21 protein-coding genes and 1 pseudogene are annotated in these 25,138 nt (G+C 54.7%); 1 reads left to right on the plus strand and 21 read right to left on the minus strand.

Annotated elements, in window-relative coordinates:
* Nucleotides 1–36 precede the first annotated feature (36 nt).
* From ACA060_RS20525 to mtnA, 21 genes and pseudogenes are all read right to left on the minus strand, one after another.
* Nucleotides 37–1,209, minus strand: coding sequence for an O-antigen polymerase (locus ACA060_RS20525; protein WP_497312847.1), 1,173 nt, complete (start codon nt 1,207–1,209; stop codon nt 37–39).
* Between the two features lie 2 nt (nt 1,210–1,211).
* Complete coding sequence (locus ACA060_RS20530; protein ID WP_497318318.1) at nt 1,212–2,150, minus strand: glycosyltransferase family 2 protein; 939 nt, start codon at nt 2,148–2,150, stop codon at nt 1,212–1,214.
* Nucleotides 2,151–2,215: 65 nt separating this feature from the next.
* Nucleotides 2,216–3,493 (minus strand): O-antigen translocase, encoded by a 1,278-nt coding sequence (locus tag ACA060_RS20535; protein ID WP_497312849.1) that lies wholly within the window; start codon nt 3,491–3,493, stop codon nt 2,216–2,218.
* A gap of 6 nt (nt 3,494–3,499) precedes the next feature.
* Complete coding sequence (locus ACA060_RS20540; RefSeq protein WP_497312850.1) at nt 3,500–4,621, minus strand: DegT/DnrJ/EryC1/StrS family aminotransferase; 1,122 nt, start codon at nt 4,619–4,621, stop codon at nt 3,500–3,502.
* A 62-nt stretch (nt 4,622–4,683) separates the two neighbouring features.
* Complete coding sequence (locus ACA060_RS20545) at nt 4,684–5,142, minus strand: sugar 3,4-ketoisomerase (protein WP_497318320.1); 459 nt, start codon at nt 5,140–5,142, stop codon at nt 4,684–4,686.
* Nucleotides 5,137–5,679: pseudogene (rfbC, locus tag ACA060_RS20550) on the minus strand (dTDP-4-dehydrorhamnose 3,5-epimerase); the annotation flags it as partial. The pseudogene rfbC and the gene ACA060_RS20545, both read right to left, overlap by 6 nt.
* Nucleotides 5,680–5,800: 121 nt before the next feature.
* Nucleotides 5,801–6,856 carry an LPS O-antigen chain length determinant protein WzzB gene (locus ACA060_RS20555; RefSeq protein WP_497312852.1) on the minus strand — a complete coding sequence of 352 codons (1,056 nt, stop codon included), beginning with the start codon at nt 6,854–6,856 and terminating at the stop codon, nt 5,801–5,803.
* 93 nt (nt 6,857–6,949) lie between these two features.
* Nucleotides 6,950–7,840 (minus strand): glucose-1-phosphate thymidylyltransferase RfbA, encoded by an 891-nt coding sequence (gene rfbA, locus ACA060_RS20560; protein ID WP_497312854.1) that lies wholly within the window; start codon nt 7,838–7,840, stop codon nt 6,950–6,952.
* Entirely contained in the window at nt 7,837–8,730 is an 894-nt protein-coding gene (gene rfbD, locus ACA060_RS20565) for a dTDP-4-dehydrorhamnose reductase (protein ID WP_497312856.1), read from the minus strand. The genes rfbA and rfbD overlap by 4 nt, the downstream gene beginning before the upstream one ends.
* On the minus strand, nt 8,727–9,806 hold the full coding sequence (gene rfbB, locus ACA060_RS20570) for a dTDP-glucose 4,6-dehydratase (protein ID WP_497312858.1): 1,080 nt from the start codon (nt 9,804–9,806) through the stop codon (nt 8,727–8,729). The genes rfbD and rfbB overlap by 4 nt, the downstream gene beginning before the upstream one ends.
* 229 nt (nt 9,807–10,035) lie before the next feature.
* Nucleotides 10,036–10,275 carry a LapA family protein gene (locus ACA060_RS20575; protein ID WP_497312860.1) on the minus strand — a complete coding sequence of 80 codons (240 nt, stop codon included), beginning with the start codon at nt 10,273–10,275 and terminating at the stop codon, nt 10,036–10,038.
* Nucleotides 10,276–10,286: 11 nt separating this feature from the next.
* Nucleotides 10,287–10,595: an integration host factor subunit beta gene (gene ihfB, locus ACA060_RS20580; RefSeq protein WP_311098855.1), complete on the minus strand. Its 309-nt coding sequence runs from the start codon at nt 10,593–10,595 to the stop codon at nt 10,287–10,289.
* 141 nt (nt 10,596–10,736) lie between these two features.
* Nucleotides 10,737–11,015, minus strand: coding sequence for a hypothetical protein (locus ACA060_RS20585; RefSeq protein ID WP_497312862.1), 279 nt, complete (start codon nt 11,013–11,015; stop codon nt 10,737–10,739).
* 217 nt (nt 11,016–11,232) lie between these two features.
* Entirely contained in the window at nt 11,233–12,924 is a 1,692-nt protein-coding gene (gene rpsA, locus ACA060_RS20590) for a 30S ribosomal protein S1 (RefSeq protein ID WP_008148721.1), read from the minus strand.
* Between the two features lie 119 nt (nt 12,925–13,043).
* Entirely contained in the window at nt 13,044–13,733 is a 690-nt protein-coding gene (gene cmk / locus ACA060_RS20595; RefSeq protein WP_497312864.1) for a (d)CMP kinase, read from the minus strand.
* The gene (locus tag ACA060_RS20600) at nt 13,730–15,937 is read right to left on the minus strand and encodes a bifunctional prephenate dehydrogenase/3-phosphoshikimate 1-carboxyvinyltransferase (RefSeq protein ID WP_497318322.1); all 2,208 of its coding nucleotides are present in this window, start codon (nt 15,935–15,937) and stop codon (nt 13,730–13,732) included. Before ACA060_RS20600 ends, cmk begins: the two co-directional genes overlap by 4 nt.
* 28 nt (nt 15,938–15,965) lie before the next feature.
* Complete coding sequence (gene hisC / locus ACA060_RS20605; protein ID WP_497312866.1) at nt 15,966–17,078, minus strand: histidinol-phosphate transaminase; 1,113 nt, start codon at nt 17,076–17,078, stop codon at nt 15,966–15,968.
* A 10-nt stretch (nt 17,079–17,088) separates the two neighbouring features.
* The gene (pheA, locus tag ACA060_RS20610) at nt 17,089–18,183 is read right to left on the minus strand and encodes a prephenate dehydratase (protein ID WP_016770924.1); all 1,095 of its coding nucleotides are present in this window, start codon (nt 18,181–18,183) and stop codon (nt 17,089–17,091) included.
* Nucleotides 18,183–19,268: a 3-phosphoserine/phosphohydroxythreonine transaminase gene (gene serC, locus ACA060_RS20615; protein ID WP_497312868.1), complete on the minus strand. Its 1,086-nt coding sequence runs from the start codon at nt 19,266–19,268 to the stop codon at nt 18,183–18,185. The genes pheA and serC overlap by 1 nt, the downstream gene beginning before the upstream one ends.
* Before the next feature lie 229 nt (nt 19,269–19,497).
* Nucleotides 19,498–22,152, minus strand: coding sequence for a DNA gyrase subunit A (gyrA, locus tag ACA060_RS20620; RefSeq protein WP_497312870.1), 2,655 nt, complete (start codon nt 22,150–22,152; stop codon nt 19,498–19,500).
* A 425-nt stretch (nt 22,153–22,577) separates the two neighbouring features.
* Entirely contained in the window at nt 22,578–23,654 is a 1,077-nt protein-coding gene (gene mtnA, locus ACA060_RS20625; RefSeq protein WP_109633734.1) for an S-methyl-5-thioribose-1-phosphate isomerase, read from the minus strand.
* 108 nt (nt 23,655–23,762) lie between these two features.
* Here mtnA and ACA060_RS20630 point away from each other — a divergent pair, with 108 nt between their 5' ends.
* Complete coding sequence (locus tag ACA060_RS20630; protein WP_497312872.1) at nt 23,763–25,097, plus strand: TRZ/ATZ family hydrolase; 1,335 nt, start codon at nt 23,763–23,765, stop codon at nt 25,095–25,097.
* Nucleotides 25,098–25,138: the final 41 nt, after the last annotated feature.

Consider the following 25,138-nt stretch of genomic DNA (forward strand, 5'->3'; position numbering starts at 1 on the left):
CAGCTTCCTACGCTCGTATCCCACCTACACACTGAATTATGCGCCTTGCGTCGCGTCCTTTGTTTGATGGATGAGCCGCAGATTTGCAAAAACATAAAGCGAAAAACAAATGAACAACTGAAACAGCGTGGGAAGCAAGAAAAACATGTCGTAGAATATTGAAAAAACCAGAATCTGGAAAGCAACCGAATAAGCAAAAATCCCCCAAGGCTTGCCCTTTAGCGACGCATTGTAAATGCAGCAACACACCAACTGGATCACGGCAACGAAGATAAAACCGCCCATTGCACCCACATCCGACACGAAGCCGGCATAAATGGTTGAGGTATTCAAATTTCGATCAACGAACGTAAACAGGTCGTTTCTGGCATCCAGACCAAAAAAATCTTTTACTATCGATGGCAACATGTTGGACATTGAGTACGAAAACGACCAAGCCGGCGTTACGATATCGATATTATGAAAGAAATTACTTAATCCGGCGGTCAAGTAGACATAAAACCAAAGAAAGCCGCTGGGCAGAGCATCGAAAACCGCTGCTGACCTACCGGAAACCAGATATGAAAACGGGTTCGATGTTTGCCGCATATCTCCCAAATAGCCGAACACGACGACAACCGAGAGTGCCACTACCACCAGGCTTAATATCTTTTTATAAGAGACCTTGGTCAGCAAAAGAGAGACACATACAATCTGGATCAATCCACTTAGCAGAATCCCACGCCCTAACATGAGCACGGGCCAAAGCAACAACAGCGCGATAAAAAACGCTATCCATTTTGACTTGGTTTTAATTGAAAGATAAGTTGCCATAGACAAAATTTGCAAATAACAGGCATTCATCACACCATGGAGTGATGGCACGCCAAATTCCGTATACAACTTATTGATACCGACAAGTCGCCAATAAAGAGGTACACCACCAGAATAATAAATTTCGAAAACGGTTCCCACCACCCATATAGCAATTAGCATACGAAAAAAACGACGGACTACCTTAATATTGAACTCTGTCCGCTCCAGACTAATTGGCTCCGATTTTTTTCGACTCTTTAACAACACATACAGTAAAAAAATACTTACCATATTCATCAATATAACCATTAATCCCACCACTGACGGGGTGACCAAATTACTGGTCAACCCAAAAAAATACAGTAGCAGGACCAAAGACCACATGGATATATAAACAAATGCGGGATTTAGCATAATTATACGTTCCGCTTTATAGCATTCTTCAGCTTGGGAAGAAGCTCGGAAACAAACTTAAAGACCAAGGAAATACTCAACACTTTAAACATGACATTGGTCAGAAATTTCTTTTTACCGGACGAGTACTTCAAAAACGAGGGATGGAGAGCGTCTACATTTGCTTTATTTTTTTTGACCACTTGCCGGAAGAGTTCACCCAAGAGATAACGGTAACCTCCCTGTTGACATGCCTCATGAAGAAGCGGATCACCTGGATAGCGTTGCGAAATAACATCCAATGTCAACAAAGATTCGGCGAGTAGTTCAAAGGTTCTGTCACTCGCACCCAAGCCATGTTTACGATACTTTCCATATACGCCTGGAAGTTCGCGAACTTCACCACGTAGCGCAACTTCGATATTGAAGATCCAATCCGAGACCATAGGAATGAGAGGATCGAAACCATGTGCTGGACATGCGGTACGTCTCACCATTACAGACGACGCACCGGGTATCCCGCCCTTGGCGATCAAATCGTAAGCATTATGGATCTTTTCTTTTTCGGTCGTGTTGGTTCGGAAAATAATCGTCCCGTCAGCATGATTGAAGATATCAACGGGATGGTAGGAAAGAACTACTTTCGGATCCTCAAACTGTGCCACCTGAGCGGTTATTTTTCCAGGCAGAAATAGATCATCGCCACCAAGGATCGCCACCAGATCACCAGTACAAGCAAAAAAAGCAGCGTTTGAGTTACCGGTGATCCCGATATTTCTTTCATTCAGAACGGGTACTACCGTATCAGGGTACCTGCGTTGGAAATCTAATATAACGTCCCGCGTTCCATCGGTCGACGCATCGTCAGCAACGACAATTTCAAGATTTTTATAGTCTTGTGAAAGAACGCTTTCAATAGTCTCTGCAATCAAGTGACGTTGATTGTAGGTTATGATCATCACAGAAACTTTTGGATTATAAATATTCAACTCGGCGCCTCAATAAGCAAAAAAAATCAAGCATCCAATTACTGCAAGCCAGTTAACGTCTCAGGCCTCATCCTTTTGAGGGCGCTAGTAACAAAAAATATCATCATCACCCAGTAAATTGCATAATTCAAAGCATGGGCAAGCGACACGCCCTCCAGCCCCACATACTTCGTCAATATCACCGTTAATACATAAAAACTTATAGCAGAGAAAATTTCAGAGACAATGAATAGCTTGAACATCGCTTTACCAAGCATCACGTACGCCAATATCCAACTACCGATCTTCAGCGTATCGCCAACGATTTGCCAAGCAAACAGAATTCTCATGGGCAGGAAGTCAGCGGTGAATAACACCTGAATAATAAAATCACGCAGCACATACATCAGAAGTCCGCACACGGCCGCGCAAGGCAGTATAAACCTGTAGCCCTGAAGTATTTCTTTCCTGATTTCCGACTGATGAGTTAATTCGGACAGTTTAGGTAGGTAGTAGACACTTAAAGTGGTCGTCACCAGCATTAGATAAGCTGCGCTAAGTCGCCACATCGCCTCCCAATAACCTGCGGCCTCCCAGCCCAAAGTGGATCCTAAGTGGTTGCGAACCAAAATATGACTGATTGGAACGCAAACCGCTGAAGTAAGGGCCATTGCAGTAAACTTAAAGAAGTTTTTTGCTACTTCTTTGTCCACCCGGCCATACATGTACCCCAAACGAAACCAGGGAGCCTTGCAACAAATCACCAGCGTCACAAAAAAGCTAATTGACTGATAAATGGCCAATGCTATCAATGCGCCATAAAGCCCCGCAAATATTGACAGGGCCGTGGTCACGACGAATGCGAACAAACTGCCGGCAATGTTTGCAGCCACGTAGCGAATAAGGTCCTTCTTACCATTAAGTATGGCGAGCAAAAGAGTATTCAGGGTGAAAAACACCAACGTGGCTGCAAACCACCTGAGAACGCCTGCGAAGTCCTTGTTCTTCAGTATCCATTCCGCAAGATCTTCGCTGAAAATCAATATAACAACACTGGATAATAACGAGCCGATAATGGCGATAGTGCCTGCACTGCGCCAGACGGCTTGCTGCTTTTCCTCACTATAATGATACTCTGCTGTGTACTTGGTAACGCCTGTATTGATCGCACCACTGGCAAAAGTCGTTATCATCTGTATCGCATTCTGAAACTGACCAAGCGCCGCGTAACCGACAGGGCCAACATAAATCGCCAATACTTTATTGATGCCAAGCAAAGTGAGCATTTTAACGAGAACAGCAATCCCGTTCAGCAGACTCGTTTTTATCAGTGTCATTATCCTTCAACCATTACCGTTGAAGCTATTACAAGCACTAATCACTTTCGCTGCATCATCCAGAGACATTGTTGGCCCGATTGGCAGACTCAACACTTGGTCATGGATCGCTTCGGTAACGGGAAAGGACATTTCGTTCCAATCTTTATATGCTTGCTGCTTGTGAGGCGGAATCGGGTAATGGATAAGTGTTTGAATACCAAGTGCGGCCAAATGCTTCTGCAACTGGTCACGCTTTTCCGAACGAACTACGAAAAGGTGCCAAACGTGACTCTGCAGGCTCAGCGGTGATACTTCTTCGCTGAGAGGCAACCGAATCAGATCGTTGTTAATGCCAGTCATGTAAAGTTCTGCAATAGCTCTGCGTTTCTGAATATCTTCTGACAGATACTTCAGCTTTACACTTAACATCGCTGCCTGGATTTCATCCAGTCGGCTATTCACACCCTGAAAGATATTTTTATATTTCTCGTGCGACCCATAATTTCTTAGCGCTTTTACAACTCGCGCCAACTCCGGATCGTTAGTTGTAATGGCGCCTGCATCTCCGAGCGCCCCCAGGTTCTTTCCTGGATAAAAACTGAATCCGGATGCATCGCCCCAATTACCGGCAATTTTCCCGCCAATACTGGCACCATGTGCCTGAGCGGAGTCTTCCAGCACCAACAAACCATGTTCTTTTGCGATTCTCATGATCGCTGGCATATCAGCCAATTGCCCATATAAGTGGACTGGAATAATTGCTTTCGTTTTAGGACCGATCGCAGCTTTAATGAGAGCCGGAGAAATATTCAACGATTCATCAGGCTCAACCAAAACGGGTATCAGGCCATTTTCAGTGACGGCCAGAATGCTGGCTATGTAGGTGTTGGCAGGTACGATCACTTCGTCGCCAACACTCAGTTTACCGAGGATTTTCCAAGCTCTTAAGGTTAGTGTGAGTGCATCCAGGCCATTGGCCACACCGAGGCAGAACTTTGAGCCACACGCGGCAGCAAAGTCTGTTTCGAACTGTTCCAACTCTTTACCTTGGATGTACCAACCAGAATCAATGACTCGCGCGCAGGCAGCCTTGAGTTCATCAGCGTGGGCTGCGTTCACATCTTTCAAACTTAAAAACTCAATCATCTGGTCACCTGTTATTTCGTCTTACTAAACCCATGGCAATGTTGCCATAGCCTGGATTCCGATCAATGCGCGCCAACGGATGCCGTATGGTTGGCGACAACACTTAAAAAATCGTCATAGTTGCGTATATAGTCCGACTCGTCGTATTCCTGGCTGGCAAATACGACCAATACGCAGTCCTCACTAAAGTCATGCATTTCTCGCCAAATGAGGTTATTAATAAGAACCCCTTTGGTTGGCGAATCCAGCCAGACTTCTTCTTTAGAGACACCGTTATCCATCAACATGCGGCATTTTCCCGCTACGCATACGGCCAGCTGTCGCAACTGTTTGTGAGCATGAAATCCACGACTGACTCCTGGCAACGTTCCGAAAATATAATAGACGCGCTTTATTTCGAACGGGACTTGTCCGCCTTTCTCCAGAGCAATCAAGCTGCCACGATTGTCTCCAATCACGTCCAGTTCGATCAGCTGCGTGGTGCCTGCTTCGTAGAGTGTCGGCAGATCCGCTTTTTTCAGAGCGGTCGCCTGCTTGTCTTTTTCACTCACAATGAAGTCGATGCCTTCCGGCCACGTTATGCCGATATCAGGATCGTCCCACCGGATACTGCGCTCGAGGTCCTTGGAGTAGACATCAGTGGTTTTGTAAAGAAAGTGAGTGTCATCTTCAAGCGCTACGAACCCGTGAGCAAACCCCTCAGGAATCCACAACATTTTATGATTATCTGCACTCAGTTCAACGCCTACCCATTGACCATAGGTAGGGGACCCCTTTCGAATATCGACTGCAACGTCGTAGGCAGCGCCGGAAACAACTCTGACAAGCTTCCCTTGGGCGTGAGGTGACAACTGATAGTGCAAGCCTCTCAGTACACCCTTTTGAGAGCAAGAATGATTATCCTGAATAAAGCTTCTCGGCACGGGTAATCCCGATTGAGACAGCGCTTCATGAAAACGCGGCTCGTTAAAACTTTCAGCAAACCAGCCGCGATCATCTCTAAAAACCGTTGGCTCTATTATAACTACTTCCTGTAAATCGGTTTTTAGCAATTTCATGTAGTTACACCTTAAACGACAGTGAAACTTCCTGCCGACAATGACTTTTAAACACCTTGAAGGCACCGTTTCCCGGCGCCTCTGCAACGCTTATGAAACGTAGCGCTCCTGCGATTCTATATCAGGAAAGCATATTTTTTCGTGACACATCCAAACGATAAAGAGTAAAGGCAAACAGTACGCCAAGCATCAATCCCAGCACCAGAGCCAGAGAAATGACTAACGTTTTCTTTGGTTTGACAGCACTTTGCGGTGTTTCGACATTACCGTCATAGCGGAACAAACTGAAGTCTTTCGATACGACCGCCAACTTTTCGTAGAAGCTCTTCTTGGCTTGCAGCTCACGCAACTCTTCGATAAAGGCGTCGTTGGACGACCTGCTTTCAAGATTCTTTATCTCGGCATTGAGTGCTTCGACACCTCTCAGAAAGCTTTCGCCACCGTCCATTTTCCCAGCCACTGCAGTCTGCGCCGCGCCAAACGTCACTGTTGGCTTTTGCACGCCAGCCGCCTTGGCGACACTGAGTGCAGCACGTAATTTGACAATGGCATCCCCGCGAGAGGACTCACCTGTTTCACGTCTGGTATCTATTTCCTGGCTAATGCTCCTGGAACGAACTTTAGCCTCATAAGATACGTTCTTTGTAATTTCGTCAGCGGCCAAGGTGGCCGCTTGTTCGACGTAGCTCTTCACCCATTCAACGGCTTGTTGGGGGCTAGTAGTCTGGACAATCACAGAATAACGACCTGCCTCATCGGCTGTGACTGGATTAACCTGGAGCTTTTTTGAGAACTCCGCGTATAACGCGTCTTGCGGCCGAGCCTTCTGCTCATCGCTCAGCGAAGGCAAATATTCTTTAGCAAAAAAATCCTGGCGCAACGACTCGGACTGCAGGTTTCGCAAAAACAAACGGTACACATCCTCAATCGAATAGGGGGTGAGTTCGTTTCTACTAGTGCGTCCAGTATTCAGATCTGCAATATCACTTTGAGTAGGAGGGACCAAATAGGCTCTGGCTTCATAAACACGCTCACTCAAGAACGCATACATCAAACCCAGGACGCCCGCGATCAAGGTGACGGTAATGATTACCCACACGCGACTCCAGAGCGCTCGCGCTATCGAAAAAATGTCAATGTCATCGGAGTATTGACTATTTGTTGCATCACTTCGCATGGTCTTTGAGCCTTGTTTTAATCTGTCTCGATCTATCAGGAGATCGTAGCATGACGGTCTTTTGCCCAATTCTGTAGCACCGACTCTTCGAGATCACTCGATGCCATTACTCAGCAATTTAGCTAAATACTGGCCATACCCCGTTTTCTTAAGGCGATCGGCTTGCTCTGCCAACTGTGCCCTGTCGATCCAGCCATTGGTAAAGGCAATCTCCTCCAGACAAGCCACTTTAAGCCCCTGACGTTGCTCAATGGTATGAACGAAGTGACTGGCTTCCAGTAGCGAATCGTGGGTACCGGTGTCCAGCCAGGCGAAACCGCGACCCAGCATTTCGACATTCAGGCTCTTACGCGCAAGGTAAGCACGGTTTACGTCAGTTATTTCCAGCTCACCACGCTCGGACGGCTTGATGCACTTGGCAATTTCGACAACATCATTGTCATAAAAGTACAGGCCGGTTACGGCGTAGTTGGATTTAGGCTGCAACGGTTTCTCTTCAATACTCAACGCGCGACCGCTTGCATCGAACTCGACTACGCCGAACCGCTCAGGATCAGAAACGTGATAGCCGAAAACAGTAGCCCCCACTTGTTGAGAGCTAGCGGAACGCAAGTTATCCGAGAAGTGCTGACCGTAGAAAATATTGTCGCCCAGGATCAAACAGCACGGGTCCTTGCCAATGAACTCTTCACCAATAATAAATGCTTGCGCCAGGCCATCAGGGCTTGGCTGCTCGGCGTAGGTCAACTTGATTCCGTAGACGCTGCCATCACCCAACAGCTTGCGAAAACAAGGCAAGTCTTCAGGTGTGGAAATGATCAGGATTTCGCGCATCCCTGCCAGCATCAATACTGACAGCGGATAGAAGATCATCGGCTTGTCGTAGATGGGCAGCATCTGTTTGGACACGCCGAGAGTCAACGGGTGCAAACGAGTGCCCGAGCCGCCGGCGAGGATGATACCTTTACGATTTGTCGTGGTCATTTATTCAGGACTTCCCTAAGCATTCGAGTTACACCACTTTGCCAATCCGGCAAGTGTAGAGAAAAATTGTCACGCAACTTCTGAGTATTCAAGCGTGAATTCAGAGGTCGACGTGCAGGTGTTGGATAAGCGGTCGTAGCAATGGGATTGATCGCAGTGACGGCCAACGATTCGCCGTTGGACCTGGCAAATTCAATGACATGACTGGCATAGCCATGCCACGACACTTCGCCACCAGCCGCCAGATGATACAAGCCGCCCAGTTCAGGACGTTGCATGATTTGCTGGATCGCCAAAGCTGTCACGTCGGCAATCAGATCTGCACCCGTCGGTGCACCAACCTGATCAGCAATGACGTTCAGCGTTTCGCGATCCGCAGCCAATCGCAACATCGTCTTGGCAAAGTTGTTGCCACGAGCGCCATAGACCCAACTGGTACGAAAGATCAAATGCTTGCATCCGGACGCAATGATCGCCTGCTCACCGGACAGTTTGCTGGCGCCGTAGTGATTCACGGGCGCGACCAAATCCGTTTCTTGCCAAGGCAACGAACCCTGACCACTGAAGACGTAATCGGTCGAGTAATGGATCAACCACGCGCCCAAGGCAGCGGCTTCCTCGGCCAAGACCTGGCTAGCCTGACTGTTCACACGGTCCGCCAGTTCGGTATCGGACTCCGCTTTATCGACAGCCGTGTAAGCCGCGGCATTGACGATAACGTCAGGTTTGACCTGGCGAATCGTTGCGCGCAATGCTTCCGGGTCAGATAAATCACCGCACAAACCGTCAGCCACATGACGATCCAGCGCAATCAAGTCACCGAGCGGCGCCAAGGAGCGTTGTAATTCCCAGCCTACCTGGCCATTTTTTCCCAGCAGTAGGATCTTCATGCCTTGCTCGAAGAACGGTCCGCGTAATTCTGGTCGATCCACTGCTGGTAGCTGCCGCTTTTCACATGGGCTACCCATTCAGTGTTGTCGAGGTACCACTCGACGGTCTTGCGAATACCGGTTTCAAATGTTTCTGCCGGCGTCCAGCCAAGCTCGCGCTGAATTTTGCTCGCATCGATTGCGTAACGCTGGTCGTGGCCTGGGCGATCCTGCACATAGGTGATCAGGCTGGCGTGCGGACGATGGGCAGAGTCCGGGCGCAATTCGTCGAGAAGCGCGCAAAGTGTGTGCACGACTTCAATGTTTTGCTTTTCGTTATGGCCACCGATGTTGTACGTCTCGCCAATAACACCCTCGGTCACAACTTTGTACAAAGCACGGGCATGGTCTTCAACATACAGCCAATCGCGAACCTGGTTGCCTTTGCCGTAAACCGGCAGCGGCTTCCCTTCCAGCGCATTGAGGATGATCAGCGGGATCAGCTTCTCAGGGAAGTGGCACGGGCCATAGTTGTTTGAGCAGTTGGTCACCAAGGTTGGCAAGCCGTAGGTACGGCTCCAGGCGCGAACCAGGTGATCGGAGCTGGCCTTGCTCGCCGAGTACGGCGAGCTTGGCTGATAGGGGGTGGTTTCGGTGAAGAGGTCTTCCGGGCCTTCAAGATCCCCATAGACTTCGTCAGTCGAAATATGATGGAAGCGGAAATTGGCTTTACGCCCATCCTCCAGTGCAGCCCAATAGTGACGGGCCGCTTCCAACAGGGTGTAAGTGCCGATGATGTTCGTCTGGATAAATTCAGATGGGCCGGAAATCGAGCGGTCAACGTGGGACTCTGCGGCCAGGTGCATGATGGCATCTGGTTGATGCTCACGCAGGACACGGTCGATTTGATCACGGTCGCAAATATCAACGCGCTCGAACACGTAGCGTGAGCTCTGGCTAACTTCAGCCAATGACTCAAGGTTACCGGCGTACGTCAGCTTATCGACGTTAACAACGGAGTCGGCTGTGTTGGAGATGATATGACGGATGACTGCCGAGCCGATGAACCCGGCGCCGCCGGTTACTAGAATTTTCACGCGAAAACACACCCTTTGAGTTACTGACAGGGCCGCCAAACCGAGCGCTGTCTAATCCATGAATGCAAAAGCCGTCATCTAAGCTGAGGCTTCTGACAGAACCAGTCTGAACCGACGCAGGAACGTACCGTTATCGGACAAGCGCAGCATTTTACAGCTTAATGACGCTTTTACTAATGGATATAGACAAGCTGTGACGCAAATCGAGACGCACCTTATCTTTTCGTGATCAGACAAGACGCTTGCGGGAAGATCTGGACGCCCGTCCGAGAAACCACCCTAGAATCGGCCCAATCAACATACCGAACAGCAACGCAAGAACTATGACCAGCGATACTGGTAATTGCGGACCGGACCAGCCAAGGAACAGCAGCGAAACCGACTGTCGATTCTCAAGCACAAAAGCCAGCACTGCCAGAACCAACAACAGGACAACTATACCGAGGAGTACACGCTTGAAGTTACGCATGCATGACCCCTTTAGCTATGGAGGTCAAGGCCTTCCTCCTCTTCCTCATTGACCCTATCGCGCAATTCCTTACCCGGCTTGAAATGAGGAACAAACTTGCCATCGAGGCTAACCGACTGACCCGTCTTCGGATTACGACCAACCCGCGGCGCACGATAGTGCAGTGAAAAGCTGCCAAAACCACGGATTTCGATACGATCGCCAGTGGCCAGGCATTGGGACATTTGCTCGAGCATAGTCTTGATAGCCAGCTCCACATCCTTGGATGAGAGCAGCCCTTGATGGGTGACAATTCGTTCGATCAACTCCGACTTCGTCATATTTTTCCCTTCTTTTTCAAGCAGCTAGGAAAAGCGCTTCAAAGGTTTTAGCATGCCCGGAGGAATTTGAACAGCCCGAGTTTTCACATATCTCCATCAGCAATGACCACCCAATTACGACGAACTACGACCCGATCTGCCTCAGCGACAAATCACCAGCATGGTACGCGTCAGATAACCCGCAGGATTGAAGCCGAAAGGGTATTCATCCTCATCCTTGGCATCATCAGACCTTGCGACAACTTTATATCCCGCCGCCTTACATTCTTTGTCCGCGCGCTTACGACACTTCTCCCACCCAGAACCCAATCCCGAACAATCTATCTCTACGCCACTGACTCCACGCACGGCATGGGTCCTGGCATTCGTGCCACAACCCGCCAACGTCAGTAGTGCCATTGCGACAATGAGCTTGTTCATTCATTTCCTTATGGCAGGCGCCCTGCCCGGCTTTCTTTCGCTTGAGCTAAAGACTAGCTGCAAATAAGCGATTGATCCGATTAAAGAAAGAGACAGCTCAGAAGGGTCATTGGTTTCAACGGCCGACAACACGGCATGATCCCATCGACAGGCTCACCAAATCCCAGGCACAAAAAAGGGCGACCGAAGTCGCCCTTTTTCTATGGTCTGACAGAACTTAGTTCTGTTTTTCCATTTGTGCACGCAACAGGTCGCCCAGAGTGGTAGGACCAGCAGCGATGCTATCCGAAGGCTTGTCTTTCAAGCTTTGGATGGCTTCTTTCTCTTCAGCATCGTCTTTCGACTTGATGGAGAGCTGGATTACACGGCTCTTGCGGTCAACGCTGATGATCTTGGCTTCTACTTCCTGGCCTTCTTTCAGAACGTTGCGCGCGTCTTCAACGCGGTCACGGCTGATTTCGGAGGCTTTCAGAGTCGCTTCGATATCGTCGGCCAAAGTGATGATGGCGCCTTTAGCGTCAACTTCTTTCACGATGCCTTTAACGATTGCGCCTTTGTCGTTCTCTTGAACGTACTCGGAGAACGGATCGCTTTCCAGTTGCTTGATACCCAGGGAGATGCGCTCGCGCTCTGGGTCAACCGACAGGATAACGGTGTCCAGCTCGTCGCCCTTCTTGAAGCGGCGAACGGCTTCTTCGCCCACTTCGTTCCAGGAGATGTCGGACAGGTGAACCAGACCGTCGATGCCGCCATCCAGACCAATGAAGATACCGAAATCGGTGATCGACTTGATGGTGCCGGAGATTTTATCGCCCTTGTTGAACTGGCCAGAGAAATCTTCCCATGGGTTAGATTTGCACTGCTTGATGCCGAGGGAGATACGACGACGCTCTTCGTCGATGTCCAGAACCATAACTTCCACTTCGTCGCCGACTTGTACGACTTTCGAAGGGTGGATGTTTTTGTTGGTCCAGTCCATTTCGGAAACGTGTACCAGGCCTTCAACGCCTTCTTCCAGCTCAGCGAAGCAGCCGTAGTCGGTCAGGTTGGTTACACGAGCGGTAACGCGAGTGCTTTCTGGGTAACGGGCTTTGATAGCAACCCATGGATCTTCGCCCAGTTGCTTGAGGCCCAGGGAAACACGATTGCGTTCGCGATCGTACTTCAGAACCTTGACATCGATCTCGTCGCCAACGTTGACGATTTCGGAAGGATGCTTGATACGCTTCCAAGCCATGTCGGTAATGTGCAGCAGGCCATCGACGCCACCCAGATCGACGAATGCGCCGTAATCGGTGAGGTTCTTGACGATACCTTTGACTTGTTGGCCTTCCTGCAGGGATTCCAGCAGAGCTTCACGCTCGGCGGAGTTCTCGGCTTCGAGGACGCTACGACGGGAAACGACAACGTTGTTGCGTTTCTGGTCAAGCTTGATGACCTTGAATTCCAGCTCTTTGCCTTCCAGGTGCGTGGTGTCGCGCACAGGACGGACGTCAACCAGAGAACCTGGCAGGAACGCACGGATGCCGTTAACGTCGACAGTGAAGCCGCCTTTAACCTTACCGTTGATAACGCCCTTGACCACTTCTTCGGCTGCGAAGGCTGCTTCCAGAACAATCCAGCATTCAGCGCGCTTGGCTTTTTCACGGGACAGCTTGGTTTCGCCAAAGCCGTCTTCAACCGAGTCCAGAGCAACGTGAACTTCGTCACCGACGTTGATAGTCAGTTCGCCAGCATCGTTGTAGAACTGCTCAAGCGGGATGAGTGCTTCAGACTTCAGGCCAGCGTGAACGGTTACCCAGCGAGCTTGGTAATCGATATCAACGATAACACCGGTGATGATGGAGCCTGCCTGAAGGTTCAGGGTTTTTAGGCTTTCTTCAAAGAGTTCCGCAAAGCTTTCGCTCATTTTAATTCCTGTGAATGAGGGCGAAGGATACGCCCATCTCCACACCCCAGACGGTGTGGGTTAGTTTCATTTAGAAGAAGCGCCACAGGACTATGACTGGTCCCCTGCGGCCTTCTTGGTCACCCGGCGATATCGCGAATGGCGATCTCGCTCATGATGCGTTCCAGCACCTGATCGATGGATAACTCCGTGGAATCCAGCTGTATGGCGTCAGCCGCCGGCTTGAGCGGGGCTACCGCTCGCTGGGTGTCACGCTCATCGCGTGCACGTATCTCATCTAGCAGACTCGACAGACTAACACCATCGACTTTGCCCTTCAACTGCAAGTATCGACGGCGCGCACGCTCCTCGGCACTGGCAGTGAGGAATATCTTCAGCGGCGCGTCCGGAAAAACCACCGTGCCCATGTCACGGCCATCGGCTACAAGACCCGGTGCTTCCTGAAAGGCACGCTGGCGCTGCAGCAGCGCCTCACGCACGGCGGGCAACGCAGCAACTTGGGAGGCACCAGAACCGACACTCTCGGTGCGGATGACATCGCTGACTTCGTCACCTTCCAGAATGATGCGCTGCAGCTGACCTTCGGTCGCCGCGATGAACTGCACATCCAGATGAGCGGCAAGTTTTTTCAGCAGTTCTTCATTGGTCAGGTCAACGCCATGGTTATGCGCAGCGAACGCCAAAAGACGGTAAAGCGCACCGGAATCCAGCAAATTCCAGCCGAGACGCTTAGCCAGTATCCCGGCGACAGTGCCTTTGCCAGAGCCACTTGGCCCATCAATGGTGATGACCGGTGCGATGATTTTCACGACTGAGCCTCTTGTGCAACACGGATGCCGACCTGCGCGCACAGCGCGAGGAAGTTCGGGAACGACGTCGCGACGTTGGCACAGTCATGGATGCGAATCGGTGCAGTGGCGCGCAGCGAAGCAACGCTGAAGGCCATGGCAATGCGGTGATCGCCGTGACCGTGCACTTCGCCGCCGCCGATCAGGCCGCCGTCGATGATGATGCCGTCCGGGGTCGGTTCGCATTTGACGCCCAGCGCCAGCAAGCCATCGGCCATGACCTGGATCCGGTCCGATTCCTTGACCCGCAGCTCTTCAGCGCCGCGCAGGATAGTGCGCCCTTCGGCACAGGCCGCCGCCACGAACAGCACAGGGAATTCGTCGATCGCCAGTGGAACCAGCGCTTCCGGAATCTCGATACCCTTGAGTTTAGCTGCACGTACGCGCAGGTCCGCTACCGGTTCGCCGCCAACTTCACGCTGGTTTTCCAAGGTGATGTCAGCGCCCATCAGGCGCAGGATGTCGATCACGCCGGTACGAGTCGGGTTAATGCCGACATGCTCAAGCACCAGCTCCGATCCTTCGGCGATTGACGCAGCGACCAGGAAGAACGCGGACGAGGAGATATCACCCGGCACTTCAATGTGAGTGGCCGTCAGTTTGTGGCCGGACTCGACCGAAGCGGTAGCGCCGTTGACACCGACCGGATAGCCGAAGCCACGCAGCATACGCTCGGTGTGATCGCGGGTCGGAGCCGGCTCGGTGACCGTGGTCTTGCCTTCGGCGTACAGGCCGGCCAGCAGCAGGCAGGATTTAACCTGGGCACTGGCCATTGGCATGGTGTAAGCCAGGCCTTTGAGCTTGTTGCCACCACGAATGGTCATCGGCGGACGACCTTCGGCGGCGGTCTCGATCACCGCGCCCATTTCGCGCAGTGGATTGGCCACGCGATTCATCGGACGCTTGGACAGCGACGCATCGCCTGTCAGCGTGCTGTCGAAGTCCTGCGCAGCCAGCAGGCCCGACAGCAGACGCATCGAGGTGCCGGAGTTGCCCAGATAGATCGGGCCTGGTGCAGGCTTCAAGCCATGCAGGCCGACGCCGTGAATGGTCACGCGACCGTGGTGCGGACCTTCAATCACGACGCCCATGTCGCGGAAGGCTTGCAAGGTCGCCAGGGCGTCTTCGCCCTCAAGGAAGCCTTCCACTTCGGTGACGCCTTCGGCCAGAGAGCCAAGCATGATCGAACGGTGGGAAATCGATTTATCGCCCGGTACACGAATCCGCCCAGTCAGGCGGCCACCAGGTTGTGCCAGGAAAATCAGGTCGTTGGAGTTCATAGCGTCCACATAAGCCCGGCGGGCCAGGATTTTACTGAAATGTTCGCGGGCAACCCGGGCGCGTGTGAACACGCCCAACAATTGGTGCCCATCCCCTGCATCGACCGCGTCGCGCAAGGCGTCGAGGTCGCTGCGAAATGTATCGAGTGTGCGCAAGACAGCTTCGCGGTTGGCGAGGAAGATGTCGTGCCACATGACCGGGTCGCTCCCCGCGATTCTTGTGAAATCGCGAAAACCGCCGGCAGCGTAACGGAAGATCTCAAGGTTTTCATTGCGTTTGGCCAGTGAATCGACCAGACCGAACGCCAACAAGTGCGGCAAATGGCTGGTCGCCGCCAACACTTCGTCGTGACGTTCAACCTGCATGTGCTCGACATCGGCGCCCAATTCGCGCCACAAACGGTCGACCACTGCCAGCGCAGCCGGATCGGTTTGATCCAGCGGCGTCAAAATCACTTTATGACGACGGAACAGCTCGGCATTGGAGGCTTCCACCCCGCTCTGCTCGGAACCGGCAATCGGATGGCCCGGCACGAAACGCGCCGGCATGCCGCCAAACGCTTCGGTCGCGGCACGCACGACATTGCCTTTGGCGCTGCCGACGTCGGTCAGAATCGCTTTCCCCAGGTCCATGCCGGCCAATCGGCCGAGCATTTTTTCCATGGCGAGGATCGGTACGGCGAGCTGAATCACGTCCGCCCCCTGGCAAGCAACCGCCAGGTCTTCTTCGCAACGATCCACCACGCCCAATTCAACCGCGAGCTTGCGCGACTGCGGGTCGAGATCGACTCCGACCACTTCGCGGCACAGGCCACTTTCGCGCAAACCCTTGGCAAACGAACCGCCGATCAACCCCAGACCGACCACCACCAGGCGACCGATCATAGGGGCAGCAGATTGCAGTGCAGTGACATCAACCACGAGCCAGAACCTTGGTCAGCGCCTCGAGGAAGCGGCTGTTTTCAGTTGGCAAACCGATGGTGATGCGCAGGTGGTTCGGCATGCCGTAGTTGGCGACCGGACGCACAATCACGCCTTCGCGCAGCAACCCCTGGAAGATCGGCGCAGCCACTTGCCCCATATCGACGCAGATGAAGTTGCCTTTGGACGGAATCCAGCTCAGCCCCAACTCACGGAAACCTGCTTCCAGTTGCTGCATGCCGGATTCATTCAGGCGACGGCTTTCAGCCAGGTAATCGGCGTCTTGCAGCGCAGCGCACGCAGCGGCCAGGGCCAGGCTGTTGACGTTGAACGGCTGACGCACGCGGTTCAGCACATCGGCAACCACGGCAGTGGACAAGCCGTAACCGACCCGCAACGCCGCCAGGCCATAAGCCTTGGAGAACGTGCGCGAAACCAGCAGGTTCGGGTACGCCGCCAGGAAGTCCAGACCATCCGGCAAGTCGCTGCCTTCGGCGTATTCGATGTAGGCCTCGTCCAGCACCACCAGAACGTGTTCCGGAACGTCCTGCAGGAATTCGTCCAGCGCCTCGGCATCGAACCAGGTCCCGGTCGGGTTGTTCGGGTTGGCGATGAACACCACGCGGGTGTCGGCATCGATCGCAGCCAGCATGGCGGGCAGATCATGGCCCCAGTCTTTGGCCGGGATCACTTTGGCCGTAGCGCCAGCGGCTTGCGTGACGATCGGATAGACCGCAAACGCATGCTCACTGAACACCGCGTTCAGGCCTGGCGCCAGATAGGCACGCGCGACCAGCTCCAGAATGTCGTTGGAACCGTTGCCCAGCGTCACCTGATTCAGATCGACACGGCACTGTTCAGCCAGCAGGGTCTTGAGCGCAAAACCGTTGCCGTCCGGATAACGGGTCAGCTCGGCCAGTTCTTCGCGAATGGCCGCCAGCGCCTTTGGACTGGCGCCCAACGGGTTTTCATTGCTGGCCAGCTTGATGATCTTCGCTGGATCGATATTCAGCTCGCGCGCCAGTTCGTCCACGGGTTTGCCCGGAACGTAAGGCGAAAGTTGTTGCACGCCTGGCTGTGCCAGAGCGAGGAAGTCACCACTCATTTGCTACCCCTTAGAGAACTGCTTTCGGGTAGGAACCCAGCACTTTGAGTGCTACTGCTTCCTGACTGATCTTTTCCAATACGCCCTTGATCAACGGATCACGGTGGTGGCCAACGAAGTCGATGAAGAACACGTAGGTCCATTTACCGCTGCGCGAAGGGCGCGTCTCGATCCGCGTCAGGTCGATGCCATTGTCGTGGAACGGCACCAGCAACTCATGGAGCGCACCGGGCTTGTTGCTCATGGAGACGATGATCGAAGTCTTGTCGTCGCCGGTCGGCGGTACTTCCTGGTTGCCGATCATCAGGAATCGCGTGGAGTTGTCCGGGCGATCCTCGATTTTCTCGGCCAGACGGGTCAAGCCGTACAAGCCTGCCGCCATGTCGCCGGCAATCGCCGCCGAGTTCCACTCGCCCTTGACCCGCTTGGCCGCTTCGGCGTTGCTGGAAACCGCCACGCGCTCTACGTTCGGGTAGTGTGCGTCCAGCCACTTGCGGCACTGGGCCAGCGACTGGGCGTGGGAGTAGATGCGGCTGATGCTGTCGGTCTTGGTGTTTTCACCGACCAGCAAGTGATGGTGAATCCGCAACTCGACTTCGCCACAGATGACCATGTCGTGTTCGAGGAAGCTGTCGAGGGTGTGGTTGACCGCGCCTTCGGTGGAGTTTTCCACCGGGACCACGCCAAAATTCACCGCACCGGCCGCCACTTCACGGAACACTTCATCGATCGCCGCCATCGGCTTGCTGATCACGGCGTGACCGAAGTGCTTCATGGCGGCGGCTTGGGTGAAGGTGCCTTCAGGGCCGAGGTAAGCCACTTTCAGCGGTTGCTCGAGGGCCAGACACGAGGACATGATCTCGCGAAACAATCGCGCCATCTCTTCGTTGCCCAGCGGCCCCTGATTGCGCTCCATCACGCGCTTGAGCACCTGAGCTTCGCGCTCAGGACGATAGAACACCGGCACTTCGCCTTCGGCCAGCGAGGCCATCTTTACTCGCGCAACTTCCTGGGCGCAGCGTGCACGCTCGCTGATCAGCTCCAGGACTTTGGTGTCCAGGGCATCAATGCGAACGCGCAGTGCCTTGAGTTCTTGCTCAGACATTAACCGTGTTCCTTCTCGAACTCTGCCATGTACGAAACCAGTGCGTTGACCGCAACGATATCGACGGCGTTATAGATGGAGGCACGCATACCGCCCACGGAGCGGTGACCCTTGAGGTTCAGCAGGCCACGCTCGTCGGCACCGACCAGGAATGGCTTGTCGAGACGGTCGTCAGCCAGGCGAAACGGCACGTTCATCCACGAGCGATCCGATTTGTTGATCGGGTTGCTGTACAAGCCGCTGGCATCAATGAAGTCGTACAGCGTGCGCTGCTTCACTTCGTTGAGCTTGCCGATGGCTTCAACACCACCCTGCTCTTTCAGCCACTCGAATACCAGACCCGACAAGTACCAGGCCAGGGTTGGCGGAGTGTTGTACATCGAGCCGTTGTCGGCCGCGACCTTGTAGTTGAGCATGGTCGGGCACAGGGAACGGGCATGACCCAACAGGTCTTCGCGAATGATGTTCACGACGATGCCGCTCGGGCCGATGTTTTTCTGGGCTCCGGCGTAGATCATGCCGAACCGTGAAACATCGATTGGACGCGAGAGGATGTCCGAAGACATGTCGGCCACCAGCGGAACATCGCCGGCTTCCGGGACCCAGTTGAATTCCAGGCCGCCAATGGTTTCGTTCGGCGCGTAGTGAACGTAGGCCGCGTCTTTCGACAGGCTCCACTCGTTCTGACCAGGAATTGCGAAATAGTCGTAAGGCTTGGCAGTAGCGGCAACGTTGACGCGGCCGTAGCGCGAGGCTTCTTCGATGGCTTTCTGCGACCAGATACCGGTGTCGATATAGTCGGCAGTGCCGTTTTCCGGCAACAGGTTCAGCGGAATCTGGGCAAATTGCTGGCTGGCGCCACCTTGCAGAAACAGCACTTTATAGTTCGAAGGGATATTCAGCAGATCACGCAGATCCTGCTCGGCCTTGGTGGCGATGGACACGAACTCATCACTGCGATGGCTCATTTCCATGACCGAGAGGCCCTTGCCGTGCCAATCAAGGAGTTCACCCTGGGCGCGCTGCAGGACAGCTTCGGGAAGTGCCGCAGGACCGGCACAGAAGTTATAGGCTCTCTTGCTCACATCCAATCTCGCTCTGATTTGGTGGGTCACGCAAACGTATCAGTCGACACCAGACCCAATGTGGGAGCGGGCTTGCTCGCGAAAGCGGTGTAACAGGCGACATCTGTGCTGAATGTCAGTCCGTCTTCGCGAGCAAGCCCGCTCCCACAAGGGATCTCCATGGGCGTCGATATTTCATCAGGGACAAACAACAAGGGGGCGAATTTTCATCCGCCCCCTGTTTGTCCACTTACTCTTGTGGCTCTTCGTCAGCAGCGGCGTCGAGTTGCTGATCTTCAACCACGTCGTCGATCACGACTTCGCCGTCGAACACCGCACCCTCTTCACCTTCAATCTCTTCGCCTTCGACTTCCGATGGCTCCTGAACCCGCTCCAGACCTACCAGCGTTTCATCGCTGGCCAGTTTGATCAGGGTCACGCCCTGGGTGTTACGACCCAGGCTGGAGACTTCGTCGACTCGGGTACGAACCAGGGTGCCCTGGTCGGAGATCAACATGATCTCCTCGCCGTCGAGCACCTGGACCGCGCCGACCAGACGGCCGTTACGGTCGTTGCTGACCATGGCGATAACGCCCTGACCGCCACGCTTGTACTCAGGGAACTCGGTGATCGCCGTGCGCTTGCCAAAACCACGGGCCGAAGCGGTGAGGATCTGGCTGCCTTCTTCAGGGATCAGCATGGAAATCAGCTTCTGGCCTTCCGGCAGACGCATGCCGCGCACACCACGAGCGGTACGGCCCATGGCGCGAACGTCGGTTTCCTTGAAGCGAGTGACCTTGCCGCCGTCAGAGAACAGCATGACTTCGCGGCTGCCATCTGTAATGGAAGCTGAAATCAGTACGTCACCTTCGTCCAGCTCCAGCGCGATCAGGCCGACGCTGCGTTGACGGCTGAAGGATTCCAGCGGGGTCTTCTTCACGGTGCCTTTGGCGGTAGCCATGAAGATAAAGTGACCTTCGGTGTACTCTTCGACCGGCAACATGGTGGTGATGTATTCATCACTGTCCAGCGGCAGCAGGTTGACCAGCGGACGGCCACGGGCCGCACGGGACGCTTCCGGAATTTCGTAGGTTTTCAGCCAGTACACTTTGCCTTTGCTGGAGAACAGCAGCAGCGTGGTGTGGCTGTTGGCGACCAGCAGGTGAGCGATGTAGTCCTCATCCTTCACGCCAGTCGCCGATTTGCCTTTACCGCCACGACGCTGAGCCTGGTACGCAGCCAAAGGCTGGGTCTTGGCGTAGCCACCGTGGGAGATGGTCACGACGCGCTCTTCTTCCGGGATCATGTCACCCAGGGTCAGGTCGAGACGGGCATCGAGAATTTCGGTGCGGCGCACGTCGCCGTACTCGGCGCGGATCACTTCCAGCTCTTCGCGGATCACTTCCATCAGGCGCGTGGCGCTGCTGAGGATGCGGATCAGCTCGCCGATCTGGTTGAGGATCTCTTGATACTCGGCCAGCAGCTTTTCATGTTCCAGACCGGTCAGACGGTGCAGACGCAGTTCCAGAATGGCTTGTGCCTGTTCCGGCGACAGGAAGTACTTGCCTTCGCGCAGACCGTATTGCGGGTCCAGGGTCTCTGGACGGCACGAATCAGCACCGGCACGTTCAACCATCGCGACCACGGCGGAAGATTCCCACGCGGTCTTGATCAGCGCTTCCTTGGCTTCCGACGGGGTCGGCGAAGCCTTGATCAGGGCGATGACCGGGTCGATGTTCGACAGGGCAACCGCTTGACCTTCCAGGATGTGACCACGCTCGCGCGCTTTACGCAGTTCGAACACGGTACGACGGGTAACCACTTCGCGACGGTGACGAACGAAGGCTTCCAGCAGGTCCTTGAGGTTCAGGATCCGTGGACGGCCGTCGATCAGCGCAACGATGTTGATACCGAATACAGCTTGCAGCTGGGTCTGGGCGTAGAGGTTGTTGAGGATCACCTCAGGCACTTCGCCGCGACGCAGTTCGATCACGACGCGCATACCGTCCTTATCGGACTCGTCGCGCAGTTCGGTGATGCCTTCGAGCTTCTTCTCTTTTACCAGCTCGGCGATCTTCTCGATCAGACGGGCCTTGTTCAGCTGGTAAGGGAGTTCGGTGATGACGATCTGCTGACGGCCACCGACCTTGTCGATGTCTTCGATCATCGAGCGGGCGCGCATGTAAATGCGGCCGCGACCCGTGCGATAGGCTTCGATGATGCCGGCGCGACCGTTGATGATCGCGGCGGTCGGGAAGTCCGGACCAGGGATGTATTGCATCAGCTCATCGATGGTCAACTCAGGGTTGTCGATGAGCGCCAGGCAACCGTCGATGACTTCACCGAGGTTGTGCGGCGGGATGTTGGTCGCCATGCCCACGGCGATACCGCTGGAGCCGTTGACCAACAGGTTGGGAATACGGGTCGGCATGACCGCCGGGATCATTTCGGTGCCGTCGTAGTTCGGCACCCAGTCCACGGTTTCTTTGTGCAGGTCAGCCAGCAGCTCGTGCGCCAGCTTGGTCATGCGCACTTCGGTGTATCGCATGGCGGCGGCGTTGTCGCCGTCCACGGAACCGAAGTTGCCCTGACCGTCTACCAGCAGGTAGCGCAGCGAAAATGGCTGCGCCATCCGAACGATGGTGTCGTACACCGCGGTATCACCGTGCGGGTGATACTTACCGATTACGTCACCGACAACACGGGCAGATTTCTTGTACGGCTTGTTGAAGTCGTTGCCCAGCTCGCTCATCGCGAACAGCACACGCCGGTGCACGGGCTTCAAGCCATCGCGCGCATCCGGCAGGGCCCGCCCGACGATTACGCTCATCGCGTAGTCGAGGTAGGACTGCTTCAGCTCGTCTTCGATATTGACCGGGAGGATTTCTTTGGCCAGTTCGCCCATGAGAAGCTCGATTCCTTTTTCTGGTGAAACTTCGTCACATCCATATGGGACGAACGAAGCTCGCCGCTGCAGGCTGAGTGCCATGCACCGACTTACGACAAATCAACAAGTTGAACCATGGATTTGCGCAGTAAAGACAACCCCGTGGGACTGCCTCGGAAAACGCCGGATGTTATCACAAGAGCCGCCACGCACCTATCCCCCAGATGCGCATGGAGTGTAGTTAGTTGACTGGTGGCAGGCTGAAAGGGGACGAGAGAGGCTTAGAGCCGCTCCGAATGCAGAATTGGCAGGTGATTTACGGATGTTTGTTGACTTTTCGGGCCTCATCACCAGCAGGCTGGCTCCCACAGGATCGGTGTCGATCATAAATCCTGTGGGAGCCAGCCTGCTGGCGATGTCGATTTACAAGGCGCCGGACGCTCTCAATGCAGACGCTTGCGGCACATCAACTGCGCCATTTTCGCGGTGTCGGGGCGTTCGACGATGCCTTTTTCGGTAACGATCGCATCGATCAGGTCCGCCGGGGTCACGTCGAATACCGGGTTGAACGCATCAACCTCCGCCCCCACCCGCTTGCCGCCGACTTCCAGCAATTCGCGACCCTCACGCTCTTCGATAGGAATCTCGTCGCCGCTGGCCAGGTTCATGTCGATGGTCGAACTCGGTGCCACCACCATGAAGCGCACGCCGTGGTGCATGGCGTTGACCGCCAGCTGATACGTGCCGATCTTGTTGGCCACGTCACCATTGGCGGTGATCCGGTCGGCGCCGACGATCACCCAGGTCACGCCCTTGGTTTTCATGATGTGCGCGGCGGCCGAGTCGGCGTTGACGGTCACGGGAATGCCTTCATTGGCCAATTCCCACGCGGTCAATCGCGAACCTTGCAGCCACGGGCGGGTTTCATCGGCGTAGACGCGTTCGACCATACCTTCGATAAAGGCCCCGCGAATTACCCCCAACGCCGTGCCGAAGCCGCCAGTGGCCAGTGCGCCAGTATTGCAGTGGGTCAGGATTGCCTGGGCATTGCCCTGGTGTTTGCGGATCAGGTCCACACCGAGTTGCGCCATGGTCAGGTTGGCTTCGCGATCGCTTTCATGAATGGCGATGGCTTCCGCTTCAAGCACCGACAACGGATCGGCGTGATGCTTCAAGCGCTCTAGCCGATCACGCATGCGACCCAAGGCCCAGAACAGATTGACTGCGGTCGGACGGGAGTCGGCGAGCAGCGCGAAATCTTCTTCCAGCGCCGCCTGCCAGTCGCCCCCCTCCGCAAACCGTGTACGGGCTGCCAACACCACGCCATACGCGGCGCTGATGCCGATGGCCGGCGCACCACGCACCACCATCGAGCGAATGGCCTCGGCCACGCCCGCGGCGCCGGTGTAGGCGATCCACGTTTCCTCGAACGGCAAAATACGCTGATCCAGCAGGTACAGGGCGCCATCACGCCAATCGATGGCCTTCACCTTCTCCGCAGCCAACAGTCGATCGCGCATCCCACACCCCGCACTCATGAACAAAAGCCGCCGATTATAGCGATCCCCCCGCGAAGACGCTCGGGTATACTTCGCCATCCTTTACAAAAGCACTGGAACCGACCCTCGATGCCGAACACTGCCGCTGCGCTCGACCTGTTATTGCTGCCGACCTGGCTGGTACCCGTCGAACCCGCTGGTGTTGTCCTCAAAGAGCACGGCCTGGGCATCCGCGACGGTCGTATCGTGTTTATCGGCCCAAGGTCGGCTGCGCTGAAGCTTAACGCAACCGAAGTGCGCGAGTTACCGGACATGTTGCTCAGCCCCGGCTTGATCAATGCCCACGGGCATGCGGCGATGACGCTGTTCCGGGGACTGGCCGACGATCTGCCACTGATGACCTGGCTGGAAAACCACATCTGGCCCGCCGAGGCCAAGTGGGTCGACGAAGACTTTGTACGCGATGGCACTGACCTGGCCATCGCCGAGCAGATAAAAGGTGGCATCACCTGCTTCTCTGACATGTATTTCTTCCCGAAGGTTGCCAGCGAACGCGTGCATAACAGTGGCATTCGTGCACAAATCGCCATTCCGATCCTCGACTTCCCGATTCCAGGGGCCAGCTCAGCGGACGAGGCCATTCGTCAGGGCGTCGAACTGTTCGGCGATCTCAAGCACCACGAGCGCATTAAAGTCACCTTCGGTCCTCATGCGCCTTACACCGTGGGCGACGAAAACCTGGAGAAAATCCGGGTGATCGCCGAAGAGCTGGACGCCTCGATTCACATGCACGTCCATGAAACCGCATTCGAAGTACAGCAAGCGGTCGAGCAGCGTGGTGAACGCCCGCTGGCTCGACTCGGGCGCCTGGGCTTGCTCGGCCCGCGCTTCCAGGCCGTGCACATGACCCAGATCAGCGATGAAGACTTGGTGCTGCTGGTAGAAAGCAACACCAATGTGATTCATTGCCCGGAGTCCAACCTCAAGCTGGCGAGCGGTTTCTGCCCGGTCGAGCGTCTGTGGCAGGCCGGCGTCAATGTCGCGATCGGAACCGATGGCGCGGCCAGCAACAATGACCTCGATTTGCTTGGCGAAACCCGCACTGCCGCGTTGCTGGCCAAGGCTGTCGCCGGCTCCGCTACCGCGCTGGACGCCCATCGTGCGCTGCGAATGGCCACACTCAACGGCGCCCGTGCGCTGGGGATCGAGACTGAAGTCGGCTCGCTGGAAGTCGGCAAAGCCGCGGACATCGTCGCGTTCGACCTTTCAGGCCTGGCGCAGCAACCGGTCTACGATCCGGTTTCGCAGCTTATATATGCCACCGGCCGCGACTGCGTGAAACACCTGTGGGTCGCCGGCAAGCAACTGCTCGACGACCGTCGCCTGACCCGCCTGGACGAAGCGCAGCTCTGCGCCACCGCCAAGGCCTGGGGCCAGCGCATCAGTGGCCACACCGAATTGTAAGCACCCCGGCCTGAACATCGGGGCAACAGGATTTTTCAAGT

This window comes from Pseudomonas sp. LBUM1671, from assembly GCF_059695685.1.

What these genes read in the sequence shown, in the direction of transcription:
- ACA060_RS20585 (WP_497312862.1), bottom strand. Translation starts at nt 11,015, where the DNA reads ATGAACAAGCTCATTGTCGCAATGGCACTACTGACGTTGGCGGGTTGT.
- ACA060_RS20575 (WP_497312860.1), bottom strand. Translation starts at nt 10,275, where the DNA reads ATGCGTAACTTCAAGCGTGTACTCCTCGGTATAGTTGTCCTGTTGTTG.
- ACA060_RS20555 (WP_497312852.1), bottom strand. Translation starts at nt 6,856, where the DNA reads ATGCGAAGTGATGCAACAAATAGTCAATACTCCGATGACATTGACATT.
- ACA060_RS20630 (WP_497312872.1), top strand. Translation starts at nt 23,763, where the DNA reads ATGCCGAACACTGCCGCTGCGCTCGACCTGTTATTGCTGCCGACCTGG.
- rfbA (WP_497312854.1), bottom strand. Translation starts at nt 7,840, where the DNA reads ATGACCACGACAAATCGTAAAGGTATCATCCTCGCCGGCGGCTCGGGC.
- ACA060_RS20540 (WP_497312850.1), bottom strand. Translation starts at nt 4,621, where the DNA reads ATGATTGAGTTTTTAAGTTTGAAAGATGTGAACGCAGCCCACGCTGAT.
- pheA (WP_016770924.1), bottom strand. Translation starts at nt 18,183, where the DNA reads ATGTCTGAGCAAGAACTCAAGGCACTGCGCGTTCGCATTGATGCCCTG.
- rfbD (WP_497312856.1), bottom strand. Translation starts at nt 8,730, where the DNA reads ATGAAGATCCTACTGCTGGGAAAAAATGGCCAGGTAGGCTGGGAATTA.
- mtnA (WP_109633734.1), bottom strand. Translation starts at nt 23,654, where the DNA reads ATGCGCGATCGACTGTTGGCTGCGGAGAAGGTGAAGGCCATCGATTGG.
- rpsA (WP_008148721.1), bottom strand. Translation starts at nt 12,924, where the DNA reads ATGAGCGAAAGCTTTGCGGAACTCTTTGAAGAAAGCCTAAAAACCCTG.
- ihfB (WP_311098855.1), bottom strand. Translation starts at nt 10,595, where the DNA reads ATGACGAAGTCGGAGTTGATCGAACGAATTGTCACCCATCAAGGGCTG.
- ACA060_RS20525 (WP_497312847.1), bottom strand. Translation starts at nt 1,209, where the DNA reads ATGCTAAATCCCGCATTTGTTTATATATCCATGTGGTCTTTGGTCCTG.
- gyrA (WP_497312870.1), bottom strand. Translation starts at nt 22,152, where the DNA reads ATGGGCGAACTGGCCAAAGAAATCCTCCCGGTCAATATCGAAGACGAG.
- ACA060_RS20600 (WP_497318322.1), bottom strand. Translation starts at nt 15,937, where the DNA reads ATGATCGGTCGCCTGGTGGTGGTCGGTCTGGGGTTGATCGGCGGTTCG.
- hisC (WP_497312866.1), bottom strand. Translation starts at nt 17,078, where the DNA reads ATGAGTGGTGACTTCCTCGCTCTGGCACAGCCAGGCGTGCAACAACTT.
- ACA060_RS20535 (WP_497312849.1), bottom strand. Translation starts at nt 3,493, where the DNA reads ATGACACTGATAAAAACGAGTCTGCTGAACGGGATTGCTGTTCTCGTT.